This window comes from Bergeriella denitrificans NBRC 102155, assembly GCF_001592185.1.
Lineage (GTDB): Bacteria > Pseudomonadota > Gammaproteobacteria > Burkholderiales > Neisseriaceae > Neisseria > Neisseria denitrificans.
The window spans coordinates 1-23,729 of record NZ_BCWL01000008.1 but is presented as its reverse complement, the minus strand read 5'-3'; the positions used below and the strand labels follow the sequence as shown (position 1 = coordinate 23,729).

Annotated in this window: 17 protein-coding genes and 1 tRNA gene; 7 read left to right on the top strand and 11 right to left on the bottom strand. The window is 55.6% G+C overall.

From position 1 onward, the window contains the following. Positions 1–184 precede the first annotated feature (184 nt). The 3 genes from BDE01S_RS01590 to gmk all read right to left on the bottom strand — a co-directional run bounded on the left by BDE01S_RS01590 (position 185) and on the right by gmk (position 3,332). Positions 185–2,338, bottom strand: a complete 2,154-nt coding sequence (locus tag BDE01S_RS01590) for a RelA/SpoT family protein (protein ID WP_066076399.1) — start codon at positions 2,336–2,338, stop codon at positions 185–187. Between the two features lie 109 nt (positions 2,339–2,447). After that, complete coding sequence (rpoZ, locus tag BDE01S_RS01585; protein WP_066076395.1) at positions 2,448–2,654, bottom strand: DNA-directed RNA polymerase subunit omega; 207 nt, start codon at positions 2,652–2,654, stop codon at positions 2,448–2,450. A gap of 60 nt (positions 2,655–2,714) precedes the next feature. After that, complete coding sequence (gene gmk, locus BDE01S_RS01580; RefSeq protein ID WP_066076392.1) at positions 2,715–3,332, bottom strand: guanylate kinase; 618 nt, start codon at positions 3,330–3,332, stop codon at positions 2,715–2,717. 224 nt (positions 3,333–3,556) lie between these two features. On the opposite strand from gmk, the gene BDE01S_RS01575 reads away from it, so the two are divergent. Together BDE01S_RS01575 and BDE01S_RS01570 are read left to right on the top strand one after the other, a co-directional pair. Next, positions 3,557–4,117, top strand: a complete 561-nt coding sequence (locus tag BDE01S_RS01575; protein WP_066076388.1) for an adenine phosphoribosyltransferase — start codon at positions 3,557–3,559, stop codon at positions 4,115–4,117. Between the two features lie 309 nt (positions 4,118–4,426). Next, positions 4,427–6,220 carry a BCCT family transporter gene (locus BDE01S_RS01570; protein ID WP_082790389.1) on the top strand — a complete coding sequence of 598 codons (1,794 nt, stop codon included), beginning with the start codon at positions 4,427–4,429 and terminating at the stop codon, positions 6,218–6,220. A gap of 101 nt (positions 6,221–6,321) precedes the next feature. Here BDE01S_RS01570 and BDE01S_RS01565 read toward each other — a convergent pair whose 3' ends face one another. The 4 genes from BDE01S_RS01565 to BDE01S_RS01550 form a co-directional block, all read right to left on the bottom strand. Next, positions 6,322–6,999: an energy-coupling factor ABC transporter permease gene (locus BDE01S_RS01565; protein ID WP_066076386.1), complete on the bottom strand. Its 678-nt coding sequence runs from the start codon at positions 6,997–6,999 to the stop codon at positions 6,322–6,324. Positions 7,000–7,037: 38 nt separating this feature from the next. Further along, positions 7,038–8,948, bottom strand: coding sequence for an ATP-binding cassette domain-containing protein (locus BDE01S_RS01560; RefSeq protein ID WP_066076384.1), 1,911 nt, complete (start codon positions 8,946–8,948; stop codon positions 7,038–7,040). Between the two features lie 165 nt (positions 8,949–9,113). Further along, positions 9,114–11,096: a DNA topoisomerase IV subunit B gene (locus BDE01S_RS01555; protein ID WP_066076381.1), complete on the bottom strand. Its 1,983-nt coding sequence runs from the start codon at positions 11,094–11,096 to the stop codon at positions 9,114–9,116. 144 nt (positions 11,097–11,240) lie between these two features. Further along, positions 11,241–11,783 carry an RNA pyrophosphohydrolase gene (locus tag BDE01S_RS01550; protein ID WP_169798080.1) on the bottom strand — a complete coding sequence of 181 codons (543 nt, stop codon included), beginning with the start codon at positions 11,781–11,783 and terminating at the stop codon, positions 11,241–11,243. Between the two features lie 514 nt (positions 11,784–12,297). On the opposite strand from BDE01S_RS01550, the gene BDE01S_RS01545 reads away from it, so the two are divergent. The 3 genes from BDE01S_RS01545 to uvrC all read left to right on the top strand — a co-directional run bounded on the left by BDE01S_RS01545 (position 12,298) and on the right by uvrC (position 16,378). Beyond that, positions 12,298–13,446, top strand: a complete 1,149-nt coding sequence (locus tag BDE01S_RS01545) for a polyamine ABC transporter substrate-binding protein (RefSeq protein WP_066076373.1) — start codon at positions 12,298–12,300, stop codon at positions 13,444–13,446. Between the two features lie 438 nt (positions 13,447–13,884). Next, positions 13,885–14,223, top strand: coding sequence for a P-II family nitrogen regulator (locus BDE01S_RS01540; RefSeq protein WP_066076370.1), 339 nt, complete (start codon positions 13,885–13,887; stop codon positions 14,221–14,223). Between the two features lie 271 nt (positions 14,224–14,494). Beyond that, complete coding sequence (gene uvrC / locus BDE01S_RS01535; RefSeq protein ID WP_066076365.1) at positions 14,495–16,378, top strand: excinuclease ABC subunit UvrC; 1,884 nt, start codon at positions 14,495–14,497, stop codon at positions 16,376–16,378. A gap of 120 nt (positions 16,379–16,498) precedes the next feature. Here the strand turns inward: uvrC and BDE01S_RS01530 are convergent, their stop codons facing one another. From BDE01S_RS01530 to dalD, 3 genes are all read right to left on the bottom strand, one after another. Next, the gene (locus tag BDE01S_RS01530) at positions 16,499–17,809 is read right to left on the bottom strand and encodes an MFS transporter (protein WP_276329760.1); all 1,311 of its coding nucleotides are present in this window, start codon (positions 17,807–17,809) and stop codon (positions 16,499–16,501) included. A 247-nt stretch (positions 17,810–18,056) separates the two neighbouring features. Beyond that, positions 18,057–19,529, bottom strand: coding sequence for a xylulokinase (gene xylB / locus BDE01S_RS01525; protein WP_066076362.1), 1,473 nt, complete (start codon positions 19,527–19,529; stop codon positions 18,057–18,059). 79 nt (positions 19,530–19,608) lie between these two features. After that, positions 19,609–20,979 (bottom strand): D-arabinitol 4-dehydrogenase, encoded by a 1,371-nt coding sequence (dalD, locus tag BDE01S_RS01520; protein WP_066076361.1) that lies wholly within the window; start codon positions 20,977–20,979, stop codon positions 19,609–19,611. 335 nt (positions 20,980–21,314) lie between these two features. Between dalD and BDE01S_RS01515 the strand changes: the two genes are divergently transcribed. Continuing rightward, positions 21,315–21,518: a hypothetical protein gene (locus BDE01S_RS01515; RefSeq protein WP_066076358.1), complete on the top strand. Its 204-nt coding sequence runs from the start codon at positions 21,315–21,317 to the stop codon at positions 21,516–21,518. Position 21,519: 1 nt separating this feature from the next. Here BDE01S_RS01515 and BDE01S_RS01510 read toward each other — a convergent pair. Then, a tRNA-Pro gene (locus tag BDE01S_RS01510) sits at positions 21,520–21,596 on the bottom strand. 252 nt (positions 21,597–21,848) lie between these two features. Here BDE01S_RS01510 and typA point away from each other — a divergent pair. Continuing rightward, on the top strand, positions 21,849–23,657 hold the full coding sequence (gene typA / locus BDE01S_RS01505; RefSeq protein ID WP_066076353.1) for a translational GTPase TypA: 1,809 nt from the start codon (positions 21,849–21,851) through the stop codon (positions 23,655–23,657). Positions 23,658–23,729: the final 72 nt, after the last annotated feature.

Genomic DNA, 23,729 nt, shown 5'->3' with positions numbered 1-23,729 from the left:
CCATTCTTATTTTAAATGACTATAACAAACTGCTTATCTTCAAAAGTGGATTCCCGCCTGCGCGGGAATGACGGCAATAAAGGTTTCCGGTTTTTAGGCATTTCACAATAAAAAGCCGTCTGAAAAATCCCATATCCGATTTTTCAGACGGCTTTTTGCTCATGATACCGACAGACCGACGGCATCAACCGCGTATAACTTTCCGCACATGGGGAATGGCGTGCAGATTGTGGATAATGCGGTCGAGCTGCTGCAAATCGGCGGTTTTAATCATGAAGCGGAATTCGATAAAGCCTTCGGTGCCGGCTTGGCGCGAGGGGGTATCGACCGATTCGATGTCCGCACCCGCGCTGGAGATGGCTTGCGCCATTTGCGCGAGCAGGCCGTGGGTGTCTTCGGACTGGATATTGAGGCTGAGGGTGTAGCTTTGGCTGCCGATGGAGTCCCAACCGGCATCCAGCTGGTGGTCGGGATCGGTTTTGAGCAGGGTCGGGCAGGTATCGCGGTGGATAATCATGCCTTTGTCTTTTACCAAAACTGCGCGGATCGGGTCGCCTGCGATGGGGTGGCAGCATTCGGCCAGATGCACGCGGCCGCTTTCCTGGCCGTTGGCGTTAATCGGGCTGAGTTTGACTTTGCTGCCGAAATACTGCCCGGCCAGCTCGGCGATGTGCATGGCAACGGAGGCGGGCTGGGTGTGGCCGAGACCGACGTTGTAGAGCACTTCTTCAAAAGAGGTCTGCTTGTCGTTTAAGTCGTTCAGGTATTTTTCTTTCAGCTCGTCCGAGAGCAATACGTCTTTGGGCAGCAGGCTGGAAAGGGCTTTTTGCAGCAGGCTTTCGCCCAATACGATGGCATCGTGGCGGTTCATGTTTTTGACGTATTGGCGGATGGCGCTGCGCGCGCGGCTGGATACGGCAAAGTTGAGCCAGGCGGGGTTGGGTTTGGCGTGCTCGGAGGTGATGATTTCGACCGAATCGCCGGTTTTGAGCTTGGTACGCAGCGGCATCATGGTGTTGTTGACACGCGCGGCCACGGTTTTATGGCCGATGTCGGTGTGCACGGCGTAGGCGAAGTCAATCGGGGTTGCGCCTTTGGGCAGGGTGAGGATTTTGCCTTTGGGCGTGAGGATATAGACTTCGTTGGGGAACAAATCGACTTTGACGTGTTCGAGAAATTCGATGGCATTGGCGCTGCTGGCCTGCAGGTCGAGAATGCTTTTGAGCCATTGGTTGGTGTGCAGCATGGCTTGATCGACGGTGTTTTCGCCGGATTTGTAAATCCAGTGTCCGGCCACGCCGCCTTCGGCTACGGCATCCATTTCGCGGGTGCGGATTTGGACTTCGATGGGCAGGCCGTAAGGGCCGACCAGGGTGGTGTGCAGGCTTTGGTAGCCGTTGCTTTTCGGGATGGCGATGTAGTCTTTGAAGCGGCCGGGCTTGGGCTGGTAAAGGGTGTGCAGCGCACCGAGGGCGGCGTAGCAGGCGGGGATGTTGTTGACGATGACGCGGAAGCCGTAGATGTCCATCACTTCGGCAAAGCGCAGCTTTTTGGCCAGCATTTTCTGATGGATGCTGTACAGGTTTTTTTCGCGGCCTTTGATTTTGGATTCGATGTTGGCGGCTACCAGGCGCTGGCTGAAGGCGCGCAATACTTTGCCGACCACGTCGCGGCGGTTTTTGCGGCTGTTATTCATAGCCTTACGCAGCGTTTCGTAGCGGGCAGGGTGGATGTTTTGAAACGATAAATCCTGCAGCTCTTGGTAGGCGTTGTTCAGGCCGATGCGGTTGGCGATTTGCGCGTAGGTTTCCAGGGTTTCTTTGGCGATGCGGCGGCGTTTGTCGGGGCGCATCGAGCCTAGGGTACGCATATTGTGCAGGCGGTCGGCCAGTTTGACGACGATAACGCGCACGTCTTTGGTCATAGCCAAAATGAGCTTGCGGAAACTTTCGGCCTGATGCTCGGCCTGATCGTCGAATTTGAGTTTTTCCAGCTTGGAGAGCCCGTCCACCATTTCGGCGATGGTGTCGCCGAATTCGGCGGCCATTTGGATTTTGGTCACGCCGGTGTCTTCCAATACATCGTGCATCACGCCCGCGCACAAGCCTTGGATATCCATGTGCCAGATGGCGAGCTGGGTCGCCACGGCAATCGGGTGGGTAATATAGGGCTCGCCGCTTTTCCGGGTTTGGCCGTCGTGCGCATGGAAGGCGTAGGCAACGGCTTTTTCCAGCTCATCTTTTTCGGCCGGGCTCAGGTAGGAAGCCGTGCGGAACAGCAGCGCTCGGGCTTCGGCGGTCAGCGGATCGTAGGGGGCGGTGGGCAGTGGGGCAGGCATTTTCAGACGGCCTCTCTTGTAGGTTGGGTCGTGTCCGGGTGCGCTTGAAGCGGAAAATGCATACGGGTCGGCCTGTTACTAGGCCGGCTGCCCGTATGCGCCCGGATGCTTACTTGTTGCGGTTCAGCAGCTCGGTACCGATTTGGCCGGCGGCGATTTCGCGCAGCGCGGTGACGGTGGGTTTGTTGTTGCGGATGTCGTCCACCAGCGGGGTGTTGCCGTTTTCCAGCTGGCGCGCGCGGCGGGCGGCAATCAGGGTCAGGTCGAAGTGGTTGGGGATTTTCGGGGTGCAGTCTTCAGTTGTGATACGGGCCATGATTCGGGTCTTTCCAAATGAGGTTATAGTTAAACGGGATAAGTGTATTGTCGCTGCTTTTTAGGAATTTTCCAACAGGTTTGCTAAAAATCCCTGTTGTGCCGTTTTTTTCAGACGGCTTGCGCGGATGATGTGCAGTAAATCCGCTTCGGCTTGCGCCAAGTCATCGTTGACGACGATATAGTCGAAATGCGCGGCCTGCTCGATTTCGTGGCGGGCTTTGGCCAGGCGGGTATTGATAACTTTTTCGCTGTCGGTGGCGCGGCCTTTCAGACGGCCTGCCAAAATCTCAAACGAGGGCGGCAGGATAAAGATGGAGCAGGCTTGCGGCAGGGCGCGGCGCACTTGCTCCGCACCTTGTACGTCGATTTCCAAAATTACGTCCAGCCCCTGATTAATCAGGCTTTCCACGCCTTGAAAGCTCGTGCCGTAGTAATTGCCGAATACGTCGGCGTGTTCCAAAAAGGCATTTTGCCCGATGAGGGTTTCAAACGCTTCTTTGGACACGAAATGGTAATGTACGCCGTTTTGCTCGCCCTCGCGCGGCGCGCGGGTGGTGTGTGATACCGATACGCGCAGGTCGGCATGGTTGTGCAGCAGGCGCGAAACCAGCGTGGTTTTGCCGGTGCCCGAGGCGGCGGAGATGATGAAAATATTGCCTTTTTTATCGTGTTGCATGGTGCTTGGCCGTGAGGATATTCGTACCGCTCATTATAGCACAGCGAAGCCCGTTTTTTCGTTTCGCCCAAACTCCGGTTTAGTTTCGCCTAAACTTCAGCTTAGCTTCGCAGAAACTTTGTTTTAGCTTCGCAGAAACTTTGTTTTCAGACGGCTTTTGCTATGGGTATATAGTTGCTACAATACCCGGTTGACCGTATCTGAATTATTTGGGGACCGGATAAATGTTGATTCATCCTGATGTAATGGGCGTGGGCGCGCTGGCGGAAAAAATCCGCAAAATCGAAAACTGGCCGCAAAAAGGCATTTTGTTTCATGATATTACCCCGGTGCTGCAAAGCGCGGAATACTTCCGCCTGCTGGTGGATTTGCTGGTGTACCGCTATATGGGGCAGAAAATTAACGTGGTGGCCGGCTTGGACGCGCGCGGCTTCATCATCGGCGCGGCGCTGGCTTATCAGCTGAATGTCGGCTTTGTGCCGATCCGCAAAAAAGGCAAGCTGCCGTTTGATACGGTAGAGCAAAGCTATGCATTGGAATACGGCGAGGCAACCGTCGAAATCCATACCGACGCCATCAGCTCAGGCTCGCGCGTGCTGCTGGTGGATGATTTGGTCGCCACGGGCGGCACCATGCTGGCCGGCGTGGAACTAATCCGCAAGCTTGGCGGCGAAGTGGTCGAGGCCGCCGCAATCTTGGAATTTACCGATTTGCCGGGCGGCAGCAAAATCCGCCAAAGCGGCGTGCCCTTGTTCAGCCTGTGTCAGAACGAAGGCTGTATGTAGGCCGTAGCCGCAGAATAAGCAGCCAGAGCAGGCAGGAGCATATCCTGCCTGCTTTTTTGCATGATAAGGCCGGGTATTGGTGAAACAGTACAGATAATACGATAAGGCACAGAATGCTGTATCACAAACTACAGCTAAAGAATAAATGAGGGTCGTATTCTTATTTGAATGGGCTATATTTTGAATGTGATTGCTATGAAAGTTTAGTTAAATCATCTATTTAAATTTTATGATATGATGTTTTTGTAAGGCGTGGCAGAATAAAATGCCTGTTTTGCGCTTTCTAAATTACAAATCAAAGGAGTCGATATGTCCAGAAAAACCTCCTCGCCTAAACCTCATTACCGCTTGAAACCTGCTTATCGGCGGGCTTCTGAAGCGCCTTCTCATGTTCCTTCCGATACGCCCGATACCCGCATCGATAAGTTTACCTTTTTCGGCGTGCTGTTTATCTTGCTCGGCGTGACCCTGCCTTTGATTTTCTTTCCTAGCCAAGGCGCAGATTGGGTAGCGCAGACAAAAATGTTTGTAACCGATAAATTCGGCTTTGCCTATCTGGGTTTTGGTGCGATGGCGGTGATTTTCGTCATTTATATTTTGTGTTCCGACATCGGCAACATCAAGCTTGGCCGCCCTGAAGAAGAAATCGAATTTAAAACAGGCTCTTGGGCGGCAATGATGTTTTGCGGCGGTATCGGCGCCAGTATTCTTTACTGGGGCATTTTGGAGTGGGCTTATTATTATCAAGGGCCGCCGTTCGGCATCGAGCCTAAATCGCCCGAGGCTGTACGCTGGGCTTCGACCTACGGCATTTTCCACTGGGGGCCGGTAGCTTGGGCGATTTATCTCGTGCCCGCCATCGGCATCGCCTACTTCAGCCATGTGCGTAATTCGCCTGTATTGAAAGTCAGCTATAGCTTGATGCCGCTCTTTGGCGAAAAACTGACCCGCAGTAATTGGGGCAAGTTGGTTGATGTGTTTTTTGTATTCGGCATGATAGGCGGCGGCGCGACCACGCTCGGTTTGGCCTCGCCGATGATTACCGAAGGCCTGCATGATTTGCTCGGCGCACCTAATTCGCTTGCCATGCAGTTGGCCGTATTATTGATTACTACCGCAATCTTCGCCTACAGCGCATTTAAAGGCATGAAAGCCGGCATTCAGAAGCTTTCTAATATCAACTTCTATCTCTCCGTCGGGTTTGTCATTTTTGTATTGTTGGTCGGGCCGACTACTTTCATCCTCAATACAGGTCTTGAAGCGATTGGCCGCTCTCTTTCGCATATGGTCACCATGATGACTTGGACGGAAGCGTTTGGCCAATTCGAAGAGCACGGCTTCAAACAAACCAATTTCCCGAAAGATTGGACGGTATTCTATTGGGCGTGGTGGCTGGTCTTCGCACCCACCATCGGTCTGTTTATCGCCAAAATTTCGCGCGGCCGCACCATCCGCCAAATGACCGCTGGTTCAATGTTTTTCGGTTCGCTCGGCTGCGCCGTTTTCTTCATTGTTTTGGGCAATTACGCTATGTACCTCCAGCTTACCGGCGCATTGGACGTTGTGTCCGTATTGAACAGCCAAAGCCCCAATGCTGCCATTTTTGCCGTGTTGAACACTTTGCCGATGGCAAAAATCGTTATCGCCGCCTTTGTAATCCTGGCCGTACTCTTCACTGCCACCACATTCGATTCGATTTCCTATATCCTCGCCTCGGTCGTGCAGCATGAAGTGGACGGCGAGCCGCATCGCTGGAACCGCCTGTTTTGGGCGTTTACCCTTTGCTTCATGCCTGCCGCGCTGATGTTTCTCGGCGGCCTTTCCACACTGCAAACCGCCTCTATCTTTGCCGGTGCGCCACTTCTGATTATTATGTCGCTGATGATGGCCTCCATCATCAAAGCCGCAAAATATGATTTGCACTACCAGCCGGATTACTCGCTGCGTACCATCCATATCGAAGAACTGCCGGATAACGCACCTTGGGAACACGGCGAAACTTCCGAAGCTCCGGAAGGTTCCGTATTGGCGCAAATGGCCGTTTATGAAGAACAACGCCAGCAGCAACAGGAAACGCAAAAAGGACAGGGTGAAAATAAATAACCTGTCACTCATCCTGATGATATCCACCATAAAGGAGTGATTGGAAAAAGCCGTCTGAAAAACTGATTTTCAGACGGCTTTTCTGTTTCTAGGAATAGGTTTCACCAAATCTGATTGCGGCGTTTCAGATAGCGCTCATCATCGAAGGTGGCAATCCAGTGCGGGCGCAGGGCGATGAAGATGGCGGCGGCGATGCCGCTGAGAAAGGCTTCTGCCCAAGCCATCAGGAAGAAGACGGGAAAGGCGTTCTGCCACAATATGCCGTCTGAAAATGTGCCGGCGGCGGCGAGCAGGGCGGTGGTGGCGGCGCCGGTGAGTATCATGCCGGTGGCGGATGCGAGAAAGCCGTTGATAAAGATGAAGATAAACAGGTTGGGCGGTAGGCGGGCGACCCAGTGGCGGGCGAGCAGGTTGACGGCCAGCGGGGGCAGCAGCAGAGTAAGAGTGTTGATAGGATAGGCGGTGATGCTGCCGGTGTGCAGCCAGAGATGGGGCAGCATCAGGAGACTGCCGAGCCAGAGTGCGGCGGGTGCGCCGATCATCAGGGCGGTGAGGTTGACGGCCAGTAGGTGGTAGCCGATGCCGGCCAGGGCGCCGCCGTCGGTGGTGGCGCTCAGGCTCCAGGCTGCGGCGGAGAGGATAAAGGCCAGGGCGGACGCGGAGCGGTGGCGGGCGAACGCGGCTGCGGCGGGGCGGGCGGTGGCGGCCAGCAGGAGCAGTAGCGGCAGCCAGGCGGCCTGCCATGCGGGAGCGGCGAACCATTGGGGGTAGAAAATCATGGGTGTGCCTTGTCAGTCGGCTGTGTTTTCAGACGGCTTTATTGGCCGCCGTTTTGTTTGGCTTCGAGCCATTCCCAGCGTTCCAGTTTTTCCAGCAGCAGCATTTCGATTGCTTCGGCGCGGTTTTGCAGCGCACCGGCTTTTTCGTAGTCTTTGAAAATGTCGGGGTCGGAAAGCTGCGCGTTGATTTCGGACTGCTCGGTTTCGAGGGCGGCGATTTCGTCGGGCAGGGCGTCGAGTTCGCGCTGTTCTTTGTAGGAGAGTTTGACCGTGCGGTTGGCTTTGGGCTTGGCTTTTTCTTCTGCTGCTGCCGTCTGAATTTTCGGCGCGTTTTGCGCGGCCACGGCGGCTTCGCGTTTTTTCGCGTCGATGTAGTCGTCGTAGCCGCCGATGTATTCTTTCAGACGGCCTTTCCCTTCAAATACGATGCTTTGGGTGATGACGTTGTCGAGAAACATCCGGTCGTGGGAAACGAGGAAGACGGTGCCTTGGTAGTCGCGCAGGAGTTCTTCCAATAATTCCTGCGTATCAATATCCAAGTCATTGGTGGGCTCGTCGAGTACCAGGATATTGGCGGGTTTGGTGAAGAGTTTGGCCAGCAGCAGGCGGTTGCGTTCGCCGCCGGATAGCGAGGATACGGGGCTTTGGGCGCGGGCGGGGTGGAAGAGGAAGTCTTCCAGATAGCTCATGACGTGGCGTTTTTTGCCGCCGATTTCGACAAAATCGTTGCCCTGACCGAGGGTGTAGAATACGGTGTCGTTTTCGTTTAACGCGCTGCGGAATTGGTCGAAATAGGCGACTTCCTGCTTGCTGCCGATGCGGATGCGGCCGTAGGTGGGCTGCAACTCGCCCAAAATCAGCTTGAGAAACGTGGTTTTGCCGATGCCGTTGGGGCCGATGAGGCCGATTTTGTCGCCGCGCTGGATGATGGCGGAGAATTGGTCCATGATGACTTTGTCGCCGTATTGGAAGGAGGCGTGTTCCAATTCGGCGATGATTTTGCCGCTTTTCTCGCCGCTGTCGAGTTTGAAGTTGACTTGGCCTTGCACGTTGCGGCGTTCGGCACGTTGGCGGCGCAATTCTTCCAAGCGGCGCACGCGGCCTTCATTGCGGGTGCGCCGCGCTTCGATGCCTTTGCGTATCCATGCTTCTTCTTGGGCGTGGAATTTGTCGAACAGGCGGTTGTGTTCCGCTTCCACGGCTAATTCTTGGGCTTTCTTTTCGCTGTATTTGGAAAACGAGCCGGGATAGGAGCGCAGGATGCCGCGGTCGAGTTCGACGATGCGGGTGGCGGTGTTGTCGAGGAAGCGGCGGTCGTGGGTAATCACCACCAGGCTGCCGTCGAAGGATTTGAGCAGATTTTCCAGCCAGAGGATGGCGTCGATATCGAGGTGGTTGGTCGGTTCGTCGAGCAGCAATACGTCGGGTTTCTGCACCCATGCCTGCGCCAGCGCCACGCGCTTTTTCTGGCCGCCGGAGAGGTTGCCGATGCGTTCGTTTTCCGGCAGGCCGAGTTCGCCTATGGTCTGTTTGACGGCGGCGTCGAGCTTCCAGCCGTCTTGCGCTTCGATTTGCAGCTGCAATTCGTTGAGTTCTTTCAGCAGCGTTTCGTTGCTGTCGTGCTGCAAATCATGGCTGACCTTGTGGTAGCGGCGCAGCAGGTCGCGCATTTCGCCCAAACCTTCGGCAACGATGTCGAACACGGAGGCGGCGTTATAGAAAAACGATTCCTGCGGTACATAGACAATTTTGAGGTTGTTTTGCAGGATAATCTGGCCGTCATCGAGCTTTTGCACGCCGGCGAGGATTTTTAAAAACGATGATTTGCCCGCGCCGTTGCGCCCGATGAGGCCGATTTTTTCGCCGCTGTCGAGTTGGAAAGCGGTTTTGTCGAGCAGGGCGACGTGGCCGACGGCGAATGAGGCGTTTTCAACTTGCAGAATGTTCATAATCGGTAAGGCGCGGGAAAATGGGACAAGGCGGTATTATAGCGGAAGTATGGCCGTTCACGAAGCAGGCGGCATGGCGTGTATGAATGACGATAAAAAGGCCGTCTGAAAAATGCAGCATCACAGCAGCAGCATTTTTCAGACGGCCTTTTCGGCGCCAAAGTTTTAAATATCCACTTCGGCGGTATCGCCTTCGGCTTCCATCCAAGCGCGGCGGCTGGCGGCTTCGCCTTTGCCCATCAGTTTCACAAAGATATTTTGCGTATCCTCCGCTGCGCCGTCGGGAATCTGCACTTGCAGCAGGCGGCGGGTGTCGGGGTGCATGGTGGTGTCTTTGAGCTGGTCGGGGTTCATTTCGCCCAAGCCTTTGAAGCGGCTGATGGAATATTTGTTTTCGCTCAGGCCTTCTTTTTGCAGCCGCTCCAAGATGCTGTCGAGTTCGCCTTGGTCGAGGGCGTAGAATTTGCGGGCGGGCTTGGATTTGCCTTGCGCGGATACGTCGACGCGGAACAGCGGCGGCTGGGCAACGTAGATGTGGCCGTCGGCAATCAGCTTGGGGAAGTGGCGATAAAACAGGGTCAGCAGTAAGACTTGGATGTGCGAGCCGTCCACGTCGGCATCGGAGAGGATGGCGATTTTACCGTAGCGCAGGCCGCTGAGGTCGGGGCTGTCGTTGACACCGTGGGGATCGACACCGATGGCGACGGAAATATCGTGGATTTCGGCGTTGCCGAAGAGCTGGTCGGGGTGGACTTCAAAGCTGTTGAGCACTTTGCCGCGCAGGGGCAGGATGGCTTGGGTGGCTTTGTCGCGGGCGAGTTTGGCAGAGCCGCCGGCAGAGTCGCCTTCGACTAAAAACAGTTCGTTTTCGCGGATGTCTTCGCTTTCGCAATCGGTGAGTTTGCCGGGCAATACGGCCACGCCGCTGCCTTTTTTCTTCTCGATTTTTTTCACCGAGCGCATACGGGCTTGGGCTTGTTTGATGGCAAGGTCGGCGATTTTTTTGCCGGATTCGACGTTTTGGTTGAGCCATAATTCGAGCGGGTCGCCCGCTACGGCGGCAACGAGTTTGAGGGCGTCGCGGTTGGTGAGTTTGTCTTTGGTTTGGCCTTGGAACTGCGGGTCGAGCACGCGCGCGCTCAATACGAATGCGGCTTTGCCGAATACGTCGTCGCTCTGCACTTTTACGCCGCGCGGCAGGAGGTTGTGCAGGGTGATGAAGTTGTTGACGGCTTGGAACACGGCTTGTTTCAGGCCGGCTTCGTGGGTACCGCCCAGCGGGGTGGGAATCAGGTTGACATAGCTTTCGTTGGCGCAGCTGCCTTCTTCCAGCCAAGTCAGGGCAAAGGCCGCGCCTTCGCCGGCGGAAAAGTCGCCGTCGTGGCCGTCTGAAATATAGTTTTCGCAGGAAAATACGGGCACGGCTTCTCGGGCTTCGCTGATGAGGTCGGCCAGATAGCTTTTGAGGCCGTCGGGATAATGCCAGGTTTGCGTGGCGGCTTCGTCCGCGCCTTTCAGACGGCGTGTCAGCGATACGGTCACGCCGGAAAGCAATACGGCTTTGGCGCGCAGCAGACGCTCCAATTCGGGAATGCTGTATTGCGGGGTTTCGAAGTATTTGCCGTTCGGCCAGACGCGCACTTCGGTGCCGGAATCTTTAACGGCGCATTTGCCGATTTCGGTGAGCGGCTCGATGACGAAGCCGTCTGAAAAGACGATGCGGTGGATTTTGCCTTCGCGCTTAACGGTGACTTCCAGGCGGGAAGAGAGCGCGTTGGTCACGGATACGCCCACGCCGTGCAGGCCGCCGGAAAAGGCGTAGGCGCTTCCGCCGTCTTTTTTGTTGAATTTGCCGCCTGCGTGCAGCTGGGTAAATACCAGCTCCACTACCGGCAGGCCTTCGGCCGGATGGAGGCCGACCGGAATGCCGCGGCCGTTGTCTTTCACCGACAAGGAGCCGTCGTCGTGGATTTCCACCCGGATTTCGGAAGCGTAGCCGCCCAAGGCTTCGTCGGCGGCGTTGTCGATGACTTCCTGGCAAATGTGGGTGGGGCTGTCGGTACGGGTGTACATGCCCGGGCGTTCTTTTACCGGCTCTAGCCCTTTGAGAACGGTAATGCTGGATTCGCTGTATTGTTGTTGTGCCATAAGTTTACGAATAAGGCCGTCTGAAAATAGAAATAAAAGGTTTTTTGAAAACGTGCGTTGCCGTAGGGCAGCAGATCGCCCGATACGTCATCTTCAAAAAGAATAAAAACAACGCTTTCAGACGGCCTGAAAGCGTTGCACGGTTTAGTTTTCGGCGGCATTGCGTGCCGAAAATTCGGCAAAACTCTCCAAGCCGCGCAGAAAACGCGCCAATTCGCTGAGCGCGCCCAAATACACATCTCTTTTGAAATCGATGACTTCATCTACCGGCGCCCAATATTGATGCCAGCGCCAGCCGTCGAACTCGGGGTGGTGGGTGGCGCGCAGGTTGATGTCGCTCTCGCGGCCGGTCAGGCGCAAAAGATACCAAATCTGCTTCTGCCCGCGGTAAGAGCCACGCCACTCACGCCGCACCCAATGGGTCGGCACATCATAGCGCAGCCAGTCGCGCGTGCGCCCCAAAATCTTCACATGCTGCGGCAGCAGGCCGACTTCTTCCAAAAGCTCGCGGTACATTGCCGTTTCCGGGCTTTCGCCGGGCTTGATGCCGCCTTGGGGAAACTGCCAGGAATGCTGGCGCACGCGTTTGCCCCAAAATACCTCGTTGCGTTCGTTGGTCAGGATAATACCGACATTGGGGCGATAGCCTTCTCTGTCTAACACGGTGCCGCCCTTCGATAAATTCAATCCCGCAATTTTCCCACAAATCGGGGGCTGTTGACAATTCATCCGCACAGCAAGATGGGGCGGAAGCAGGGCAGACGGCGCGGCAGGGCGGACATTTTGCGGGTTACACTCACGCCAATGGCATATTTACGCCCGTATCCCACCGCCCGATAAAATGCCGGAAAACCCGAAGGTTTCGGCAAATCCGCCGCCGCGCAAAGCCCCAGCCGGCAGCGGCGGGAAATTATTTTTTGTTTATGATGAAAACCATAGCGCGGGAAATGCGGAAAAACGCCGTTTTTATGGATTTAAGGTCTTGCATTTGCAAGGAATTTACCGTTTAATGCGAACTTCAAAAACCCAAGGGCTGCAAGCGGATTTTCCGGGCGGCCGCCCCCACAGTTTTCCTTTTGTATGTGGCTCTGAGGCTCTGGCGACAACCTTCCACCCACCGCTGCAATTTTTTCCGAACCCGGCCCGTATCCGAAACGCGCAGTGTCTGAGCGGTACGGGCAAACACAAAAGGACTGTATCCATGAAAAAATCCCTTCTGGCCCTGGCTGCGGCAGGTTTCGTATTGGCTGCCTGCGGCGGCTCCGACAAACAGGCTGCCGAGCCGGCCGCATCCGCCTCCCAAACCGCGCCCGCTGCCGAAAGCAGCAAGCTCAATATCTACAACTGGTCGGATTACGTCGATCCCGAAACCCTGACGGCTTTTGAAAAAGACAGCGGCATCAAAGTGCGCTACGACTATTACGACAGCAACGAAGCGCTGGAAGCCAAAGTGCTGACCGGCAAGTCCGGCTACGACCTCGTTGCCCCGTCGGTATCCAACGTCGGCCGCCAGATTAAAGCCGGCGCCTATCAGGAAATCGACAAAAACCAAATTCCCAATTACGCCAATATCGACCCCGCGCTGCTGGAAATGCTGGCCGAAGTCGATCCGGGCAACAAATACGCCGTACCGTATTTCTGGGGCATGAACACCCTGGCCGTCAATAAAGCCATGGTTGCCAAAGCCCTGGGCAGCGACACCTTGCCCGAAAACGAATGGGATTTGGTGTTCAACCCCGAATACACCGCCAAGCTGAAATCCTGCGGCATCAGCTATTTCGACAGCGCCATCGAGCAAATCCCGCTGGCATTGAACTACATCGGCAAAGATCCGAACAGCGAAAACCCGGAAGACATCAAAGCCGCCGTCGAAATGATGAAAAAAGTGCGCCCGGACATCAAACGCTTCACCTCATCCGGCTACATCGACGACATGGCAGCGGGTAACCTCTGCGTTGCCATCGGCTACGGCGGCGACCTGAACATCGCCAAAACCCGCGCCAAAGAAGCAGGCAACGGCATCGATATCCAAGTATTGACCCCGAAAAGCGGCGTCGGCATCTGGGTCGATTCGTTTATGATTCCGATTGACGCGCAAAACGTCGCCAACGCGCACAAATACATCAACTACACCCTGACGCCCGAAGTCGCCGCAAAAAACGGCAATTTCGTCACCTACGCGCCCGCCAGCAAACCCGCGCGCGCGTTGATGGAAAAACAATACGCGGAAGACAACTCCATCTTCCCGAGCGAAGAAGTGTTGGCAAAAAGCTTCGTGATTTCCCCGAAATCCTCCGACGCCAGCAAACTCTCTGTGCGCCTGTGGCAAGGTTTGAAAGCAGGGCAGTAAGTGTAGCGGAAGGATGAAACAAGCCGTCTGAAAACGGGTATAGCCTGGTTTTCAGACGGCTTTTTTAAACCATACAGTTATGATTATTGTTTTATTTAAAGATGTGCCATCAGTACCTTATGTCGTGCAGCATCCGCTCGTTTTCTCCGACGTAGGACGGGCATCCCTGCCCGTCGTTCATTTGAAAAATGAGATAAAACCATTGGAGGTCACATTATCCTTTGCCTTGCGGCAAAGCGACGGGCAAGGATGCCCGTCCTACTGTAGAAATGAGTACCCTCGTATAACTTTCCCTCCGAATTCCATCCTCAGATTGAATCCTCCGCTGCATTGTGGTAGCTTGGCAGACAACGCCTATATCATTTTCAGACGGCCCGAACATATTTTTGATGCCGTCTGAAAAATCGTATTTTGTTTCATAATATTAAAGGATAAACCATGAAAAAAATCGAAGCCGTCATCAAACCGTTTAAATTGGACGATGTACGCGAAGCCCTGACCGAAGTCGGCATCACCGGCATGACCGTGACCGAAGTCAAAGGCTTCGGCCGCCAAAAGGGGCACACCGAAATCTACCGCGGCGCAGAATATGCCGTAGATTTCCTGCCGAAAGTCAAAGTGGAAATCGTGGTGGGCGACAGCGAAGTAGAGCGCGTCATCGACATCATCGTCGAAACTGCCCGCTCCGGCAAAATCGGCGACGGCAAGATTTTTGTGCTGCCGGTGGAAGAAGCCGTCCGTATCCGCACCGGCGAGCGCAGCGAAGCGGCGGTTTGAGTAGGTGGTAACGGATTGATAATAAAAAAGGCCGTCTGAAGTCATTGCTGATTTCAGACGGCCTTTCGTTGTGGCGTTGCAGCATGGTCGTAGGACGGGCATCCTTGCCCGTCGCTCACTCACAGAGTGAGATAAAATCCTCGGATTTCATATTATCCTTTGCCTTGCGACAAAGTGACGGGCAGGGATGCCCGTCCTACTGTGAAAATAGGAATCACACGCCAGCAGGCACGGCCGCCTTTTATTACGCTCCCCTTCATTCCGCTATATAATGCAGTATTCCCGCAACCAGCAGCATTACGAGCCAAGCACCGTGCCGCATAACCAGCCTTTCGACCTTGATATTTTTCTGAAAAACCTGCCCAATCTGCCCGGCGTTTATCGGATGTTTGACGCGGACAATCATGTTTTGTACGTCGGCAAAGCGGTCAATCTCAAGCGGCGGGTCAGCAGCTATTTTCAAAAAAACGACCTTTCGCCACGCATCCGCCTGATGGTGAAGCAGATACACCATATCGAAACCACGGTCACGCGCAATGAGGCCGAGGCTTTGATTTTGGAAAACAACTTCATCAAAGCCCTGTCGCCCAAATACAATATCCTGTTTCGCGACGACAAAAGCTATCCCTACCTGATGCTTTCCGGCCACGAGTTTCCGCAGATGGCTTATTATCGCGGTACGCTGAAAAAGCCCAACCAATATTTCGGCCCGTATCCCAACGGCTATGCCGTACGCGACAGCATTCAGATTCTGCAAAAAGTATTTAAACTGCGCACCTGCGAAGACAGCGTGTTCGAGCATCGTGACCGCGCCTGCCTGCTGTATCAGATTAAGCGCTGCTCCGGCCCCTGCGTCGGCCATATTTCCGCCGAGGATTATCGCGCCGATGTGAACCAGGCCGCCGCGTTTCTCAGCGGCAAAACCGGCGAGCTGCTGCAAACCCTGCACCACAAAATGAACCAGGCCGCCGCTGCGCTGCGTTTTGAGGAAGCCGCCCGCTGCCGCGACCAGATTCAGGCGCTGGGGCTGATGCAGAGCCAGCAGTTTATCGACAGCAAAAATCCGAACAATCCCAACGACATCGACCTGCTTGCGTTGGCGGTTTCAGACGGCTTGGTCTGCATCCATTGGGTCAGCATACGCGGCGGGCGGCACGTCGGCGACAAAAGTTTTTTCCCCGATATCAAAGACGATCCCGAGCCAAACAGCCAGGATTATGCCGAAGCCTTTGTGGCGCAACATTATCTGGGCAAGGCCAAGCCCGACATCATCATCAGCAATTTCAGCCTGCCCGAAGCCCTGCAAGCGGCATTAAACAGCGAACACGGCAAGCAGATTCAGTTTGTGAATAAAACCATAGGTGAGCGCAAAGTGTGGCTGAAAATGGCCGAGCAAAACGCCCGCATCGCCATCGAGCAGCGCCGTTTACAGCAAAGCAGCCAGGAGCACCGCATTAATGAGCTGGCGCGCATCCTGCGTATGGATTCAGACGGCCTCAACCGCCTCGAATGCTTCGACATCAGCCATACCCAGGGCGAAGCCACCATCGCCAGCTGCGTCGTGTATGACGAACACAATATCCGCCCCGACCAATACCGCCGCTACAACATCACCACCGCCAAGCCCGGCGACGATTACGCCGCCATGCGCGAAGTGCTGACACGGCGTTACGGCAAAATGCAGGAAGCCGAAGCCAACGGCGAAAGCGTTAAATGGCCGGACGCGGTGCTGATTGACGGCGGCAAAGGACAAATCGGCGTGGCCGTTGGCGTATGGGAAGAGCTCGGTTTGCAAATTCCGCTGGTCGGTATTGCCAAAGGCCCGGAGCGTAAAGCCGGTATGGAAGAACTGATTTTGCCCTTCAGCGGCGAAACCTTCCGCCTGCCGCCGAACAGCCCCGCGCTGCATTTGCTGCAAACTGTGCGCGACGAATCCCACCGCTTTGCGATTACCGGACACCGCAAAAAACGCGACAAAGCCCGCGTAACCTCGTCGCTCAACGACATTGAAGGCATCGGCCCCAAACGCAAAAAAGCCCTGCTGACCCGCTTCGGCGGCCTGCGCGGCATCGCGGCGGCGAGCAAGGAAGATTTGGCTCAGGTCGAGGGTATCAGCATGGCGCTGGCGCAGAAGATTTACGATCATCTGCATTGAAACAGGGTGTGCGTGGGCAGAGGCCTGCAACCATATAGGTGCGCGTCCGCCATAAAAAAAGCCGTCTGAAAATCTGCTATGGATTTTCAGACGGCTTTTTTTGAACTATCGAGACCTCAATCAGGCATTGGTTTCTTTGCGTCCGTACACATCAAAGCCCGGCTGCTTCACGCGCAGCAGGAAGGTAACGGCAAAAGCGAAGATATACAGCGCGGTATAGGCATAGACCACGCCGATAAAGCTGAACGAGGGCAGCAGCAGCGTTGCAATCGCGGGTGCGACGAAGTTCGACAGGCCGGCCGACAGGTTGTAAACCGAAATGGCCGCGCCCTGGTGCTTCGGCTCCAGTGTGGTGAATACGGCGGTCATCGGCACGAAAGCGGCCACAAACCAGCCCAGCAGAATGGCGGGAATCCAAGCCATCATAAATTCGGCGGTTGACGCGCCTTCCATGCCGCCCGGGGCAACCGTGTTATACCATTGCGGCAGGTAGTAGAACACCAGGGAAGACACGGCCATGCCGATACAGCCGAACCAGCGCACCACTTTAATCCAGCCCAGCTTCTCGCCGACGATGCCCCAAAATACGTTGGATACCAGAGTGGTGGCGAAGAATACCGTCCAGATTTGCAGCCATTGCGAGGTGGTAAAGCCCAGCTCGCGGGTAAACATCATCGGCATAATCACGGCAAAGCCGAACAGCGACAGGGTGTTGATGATGCGGATCCAGCTGGAAAACAGAATCTGGCGGTTGGTTACCAGCAGCGTGACCGCGCGGCTCAGTTCGCCGAATTTTTCTTTCATCGGCAGGTCGTGCATGGGCGATTCCGAGTTGACGTTACGCAGCATGGTGAGCGCCACCAAACCGCCGGCCACGCAGAAGGCCAAAGCCAGCCACAGCGTGCCCATTTCGCCCAGCACGGGAATGGTCAGGCTGGGGATAAAGCTGCCGAATACGCCGATGCCCACGGAATAAGTGGTCCAGAACCAGCCCATAGCGGGGCTGATTTGGGTGCTTTTCACGTTCTGCACAATCATCACGATAAAGGAATACAGAAACAGCGGGTAGGCAAAGCCGCGGATGCCGTAAAACAGCATAATCATCGGATAGCTTTTGCCTTCCAGGCCGAACACCAAAAACAGCGCGTGAAACACACACCACATCACAAAACCGATAATCATGGTTTTGCGCGGGGTGATGATTTCGGCCAATACGCCCGAAATCCAGGCAGCCAGCGCGGCGGCAAAGCCGTAAACTGCGAAAGCCGAAGAAGATTGCGACTCGGTGAAGCCCAGGTCGGTAATGTATTTCGACAAAAAGGCCAGCTCAAAGCCGTCGCCGGTCATAAACAGGGCGATGGCAAGATAGCCCCAAATCAAGTTTAAGGGCATACCCAGCCACTGCTTGGTTTCCACTTCCAATTTATTCATAGTAAACCTCTGATGTTGAATGGCGGATGGCGGGGGCGGCCCGACGGCGCAGAGCGTATGGCGCGGCGCATCGGGATCGGCACTTGTGTCCCGTTATCCGAAAAAATAATCGCTGCCGGTATTTTTGAGGCCGACACACCGGCTTGCCGGCTGATGGTTTGGCAATAAACGGCATAGCGATATGGTTGATAGAAAGGCCGTCTGAAAAACGGCCTGATGCTTCTTATCCGCTACACAAGCCGCGTTTTCAGACGGCCTGCGCTTGTCGGAACGCCCGATCTTGGCGGTAAAGCTCGCGGAATGAGGCGTAGCGTGCCGCCAGATAATCCGCGTGTTGCGGCTGCGGCGTGAAGACCTGCGCGGTTTCGGGCTTGGTGCAGACGGAGGCTTCCGCCGCGCCCGTAGCCAAAGCCGCCAGTCTGGCCGCACCCAGCGCGCCGCCGGTTTCGCCGCCCTTGTGGGTGACAATCGGCAGCCGCAGCGTATCGGCCAGCAGCTGCGCCCACAACGGGCTGCGTGCGCCGCCGCCGAGCAGCGAGCATTGCGCGATGTGCGTACCGCTTTCCTGCAGCACGCGCACGCCGTCGGCGATGCCGAAGCTGACGCCTTCAATCACGGCATAGCCCATCACGGCGCGGTTGCTGCTGTGGCGGATGCCGTGGAACATACCGCCGGCCAGCGGGTCGTTGTGCGGCGTGCGTTCGCCGGAGAGATAGGGCAGGAAAAGCGGCGCTTCGGCTTTTTGTTCGGCACTCAATTCGGCAATCTCCGCCAGCAGCTCGGCTTCGCCGATGCCGATAAGTTTGCAGTACCAGCTCAAGCAGGCTGCGGCACTGAGCATCACGCTCATCTGATGCCAGCGGCCGGGCAGAGCGTGGCAGAAGCAGTGCACTGCGTCTTTGGGCGCGGGGCGGTAGGCTTCGTTCACCACAAATACCACGCCGGACGTACCCAGCGAGATAAAGGCATCGCCTGGGCTGACCGCGCCTGCGCCGACTGCGCTGGCGGCATTGTCGCCGCCGCCGCCCGCGACGATAACATCGGCGCGCAAGCCCCATTTTTCGGCAATCTCGGGCAGCAGCGTGCCGCTATTTTCGCTGCCTTCAATCAGTTCGGGCATATGGCTGCGGCTCAAGCCGGTGGCGGCCAGCACGGTGTCAGACCAGTCGCGCTTGGCCACGTCGAGCCAGAGCATACCGGCGGCATCCGACATATCGGAAACTTTTTTGCCGGTCATCAAAAAGCGGATGTAGTCTTTGGGCAGCAATACCGAAGCGGTGCGGGCAAAAATCTCCGGCTCGTGTTTTTTCACCCACAAAAGTTTGGGCGCGGTAAAGCCGGGCATGGCCAGATTGCCGGTGATGTCGTGCAAATCGGCCACGGCGGCTTCCAGCTCGGCGCATTCGGCCGCGCTGCGGGTATCGTTCCACAAAATCACGGGGCGCAAAACCTGATTGCCCTCGTTGAGCAACACCGCGCCGTGCATCTGCCCGGAAAGGCCGATGGCTTGAATCTGCTGCCAGGCCGCGCCGGCTTTTTCGCGCATCGCGGCCATCAGCTCGTGGGTGACCTGCCACCATTCCGCCGCCGACTGCTCCGACCATTGCGGATGCGGGCGTTGAATGGAGAGCGGTAGGCCGTGCGTGCATACGGTTTGGCCGCTGCCGTCCAGCAGCAGGGCTTTGATTTCGGACGTGCCGTAATCCAATCCGAGATACATAATCGTTCCTTATTTCGGTGAAAAGGCCGTCTGAAAATGCGCCCGCGCAAGGGCGGGCGCTTCATCGGGCCGCTCCGGTTTATTTCAGGAAAGCGCGTGCTTTGGCAACTTGTTCGCGCAGCAGGGCTTCAAAATCGGCATTGCCGGCCAGCTCGCCGAACAGGGCTTTGTCTGCGGCAAATACGCGGACGGGGTCTTCCGATTCAAACATGGCGTGTACCGCCGCTTCATCGATGATGCCGTCTTGGTAGGCGTAGGGCAGTTTGCCGAGATGCCATTGCTCCATGAACACGAAGAACACGGCCGGAATCAGCGCGGTCGCCGCCGGGCGTGCACCCTGTTTGTAACGCTCAATCAGCGTGGGTTGGATTTGCGCGGGGATTTTGGAGAAGCCGTCGGCGGCCACGCGCTGGTTGGTGTCTTTGATGTGGGGGTTGGTAAAACGCTCCAACACCACATCGCGGTATTTGCCCAAATCAATCAAATCGTTGCCCAGGCTGGCGATGACGTCTTCGGTCACATAGTCGTAGGCGATTTGGCGCACTTTGTCGTTCAGGGTGCTGTCGTGGATAAACAGCTCGCCCTGCAGCGTACCCGCCCAGGCGATGGCGGCGTGCGGTACGTTCAATACGCGGATTTTGGCTTCTTCGTAAGGAATCACCGATTCCACCAGCTCTACGCCGACTTTTTCCAAAGCGGGGCGGACATTGTCTTTGAAGTTGTCTTCAATCACCCATTGGATAAAGGTTTCGCCCATCACCGGCGCTTGGTCGTCGATGCCGGTTTTTTCTTTGATGCGCGCAGGCAGGTCTGCGGCAGGACGGGGTACGATGCGGTCGACCATGGTGTTGGGCGTGGTAGCGTTTTGCGCCAGCCAGTCGATTAAGTCGCTTTGGCCGGTGAGCTGCAGAAACTCGACCAAACCGTCGTGGAAGCGTTCGCCGTTGTGGCGCACGTTGTCGCAGCACAATAAGGTGACGCGACCGTCGGCCAGCTTGGTGCGGGCGCGCAGGATTTTGGCGATGACACCGTAAATGGTTTCATGACCGCCGTTCAAATCGGCCTGCAGGGCGGCATCGTTTTGAATCAGCTTGAATTTGCTGTCGAGATAGTAGCCTGCTTCGGTTACGGTAAACGCGATGACTTTGGTCTGCTCGGCCGCGCCCGCTTCAATCAGCGGCGCCAAATCGGCAGCCCAGCGGATGGGTTGCTTGATGGAGCGGATAACTTCGTATTCGCGCTCATCGTGCGGGCTGACGGTTTCCAGCACATATTCGCCGTTTTGCGCCAGCAGGGCTTCGACGGTGTGTTCGCTGTCGTTACGGATATTGCCCGCAGCAATCGCCCAGCTGTCGTCGCCGGATTTGATTAATTCGTTGAGATACCATGCCTGATGCGCGCGGTGGAAAGAACCCAGGCCGATATGCAGCCATGTATATTGTTGACTCATTGCACACTCCTTAAAAAAATAAAGCCGGTTTGTGAAGCCGATTGGCCCGAATCGCGCAGGGCGGCTCAGGCGGGTGTAATTAAATGAAACTCTTTGCGGATTGTACTGGAACGTGTTTGGAGGTCAAGTGTTAGTTTTATTACAGATTGGGTGACGCAGATTGGCGGAATTTTCACATATTTTTCATGAAATTCAATATATTGATGAAAACTACATTCAATAAAATGCGCTATTTTCAGACGGCATCGGCCTGTTTGATTTTGAATGATTGGGTCGGCGCAAACCGGTTTGGCTGTTGAGAAAAACTAGATGATGAATTTGGAATATCGATTGAAATGAAAGATAGTTTCAGGCTGATTTTCAGACGGCCTTTTTGTCTGTTGTTGAGAGAGAAACGTATCATCGGTTGGGAAGAGCAGCTTGATTGGATGTGTTTTGCCCGAAGAAAGCGGCAGATGATGGATATGAAATATAAAGAGATGGGCAGCGTGCGGCAGACAATAAAAAACAGCCGCATCAAGCGGCTGCTCCCTAAATAAATGGTCGGAGTGAAAGGATTCGAACCTTCGACCCCTTGCACCCCATGCAAGTGCGCTACCAGGCTGCGCCACACTCCGACTAGAGTTCGGCATTATACTCTTTTTTTGCCGCGCAGCCAGGGTTTTTTGCCGCTTTCGGTGGGGTTTGGATTTAGCGGTTTGTTTTATCAGCATAAAAAATCATGCCTAAGCGGCGGTAGTGCAGCAGAAAGGCCGTCTGAAAACGGGCGGCGTGCGTGCGCTTGGCCGCAATATCAAACTTTTAGCTTGCCGCCGGTTTTTCGGTTATAATGGCGAGTTATCTTTTATTGAACCGAAATTAGTGCGACCATGAAACAGATCCGCAATATTGCCATCATCGCCCACGTTGACCACGGCAAAACCACATTAGTAGACCAATTGTTACGCCAGTCCGGTACTTTCCGCGACAACCAGCAGGTGGACGAGCGCGTGATGGACAGCAACGATATCGAGAAAGAGCGCGGCATCACGATTTTGGCGAAAAACACCGCCATCGAATACGCCGGCTACCACATCAATATCGTCGATACGCCCGGACACGCCGACTTCGGCGGCGAGGTGGAGCGCGTATTGGGCATGGTCGATTGCGTGGTGCTGCTGGTGGACGCGCAGGAAGGCCCGATGCCGCAAACCCGCTTTGTCACCAAAAAAGCGCTGGCTTTGGGCTTGAAACCCATCGTGGTGATTAACAAAATCGACAAACCGAGCGCGCGTCCGAGCTGGGTAATCGACCAAACCTTCGAGCTTTTCGACAACCTCGGCGCGACAGACGAGCAGCTGGATTTCCCGATTGTGTACGCATCCGGCCTGAGCGGCTTTGCCCGTTTGAGCGAAGACGATACCAACGACGATATGCGTCCGTTGTTTGACACCATTTTGAAACACACCCCCGCGCCGAGCGGCAGCGCCGACGAAACGCTGCAGCTGCAAATTTCCCAGCTCGACTACGACAACTACACCGGCCGCCTCGGCATCGGTCGCATTTTGAACGGCCGCATCAAGCCGGGTCAGATTGTGGCGGTGATGAACCATGAAGAGCAGGTAGCGCAAGGCCGCATCAACCAGCTTTTGGGCTTCCAGGGCTTGGAGCGCGTGCCTTTGGAAGAAGCCGAAGCCGGCGACATCGTGATTATTTCCGGTATTGAAGACATCGGCATCGGCGTCACCATTACCGAAAAAGACAATCCCAAAGGCCTACCCATGCTGAGCGTGGACGAGCCGACCCTGACCATGGACTTTATGGTCAACACCAGCCCGCTGGCCGGCACCGAAGGCAAGTTTGTCACTTCGCGCCAAATCCGCGACCGCCTGAACAAAGAATTGCTGACCAACGTCGCCCTGCGCGTGGAAGACACCGAAGATGCCGATGTATTCCGTGTGTCCGGCCGCGGCGAATTGCACCTGACCATTCTGCTGGAAAACATGCGCCGCGAAGGCTTTGAATTGGCGGTTGCCAAACCGCGCGTGGTGTACCGCGAAATCAACGGTCAAAAATGCGAGCCGTATGAAAACCTGACTGTTGACGTACCCGACGACAACCAAGGCGCGGTAATGGAAGAACTGGGCCGCCGCCGTGGCGAATTGACCAATATGGAAAGCGACGGCAACGGCCGTACCCGCCTCGAATACCACATTCCCGCGCGCGGCCTGATCGGTTTCCAAGGCGAATTTATGACCATGACCCGCGGCACCGGCCTGATGAGCCACGTTTTCGACGATTACGCCCCGGTGAAACCGGATATGCCGGGCCGCCACAACGGCGTATTGGTTTCCCAAGAACAAGGCGAAGCGGTGGCTTACGCATTGTGGAACTTGGAAGACCGCGGCCGTATGTTTGTTTCGCCGAACGACAAAATCTACGAAGGCATGATTATCGGCATCCACAGCCGCGACAACGACTTGGTAGTGAACCCGCTCAAAGGCAAAAAACTCACCAACGTGCGCGCCAGCGGCACCGACGAAGCCGTGCGCCTGACTACGCCGATTAAATTGACGCTGGAAAGCGCGGTCGAGTTTATTGATGACGACGAATTGGTGGAAATCACCCCGCAATCCATCCGCCTGCGTAAACGCTACCTGAGCGAACTGGAGCGCCGCCGCCACTTCAAGAAAGACTGATTGCCGTCTGATTTGACTTAAGTAATAAAGGCCGTCTGAAAAAGCATTTATAGCCATTTAAAATAAGAATGG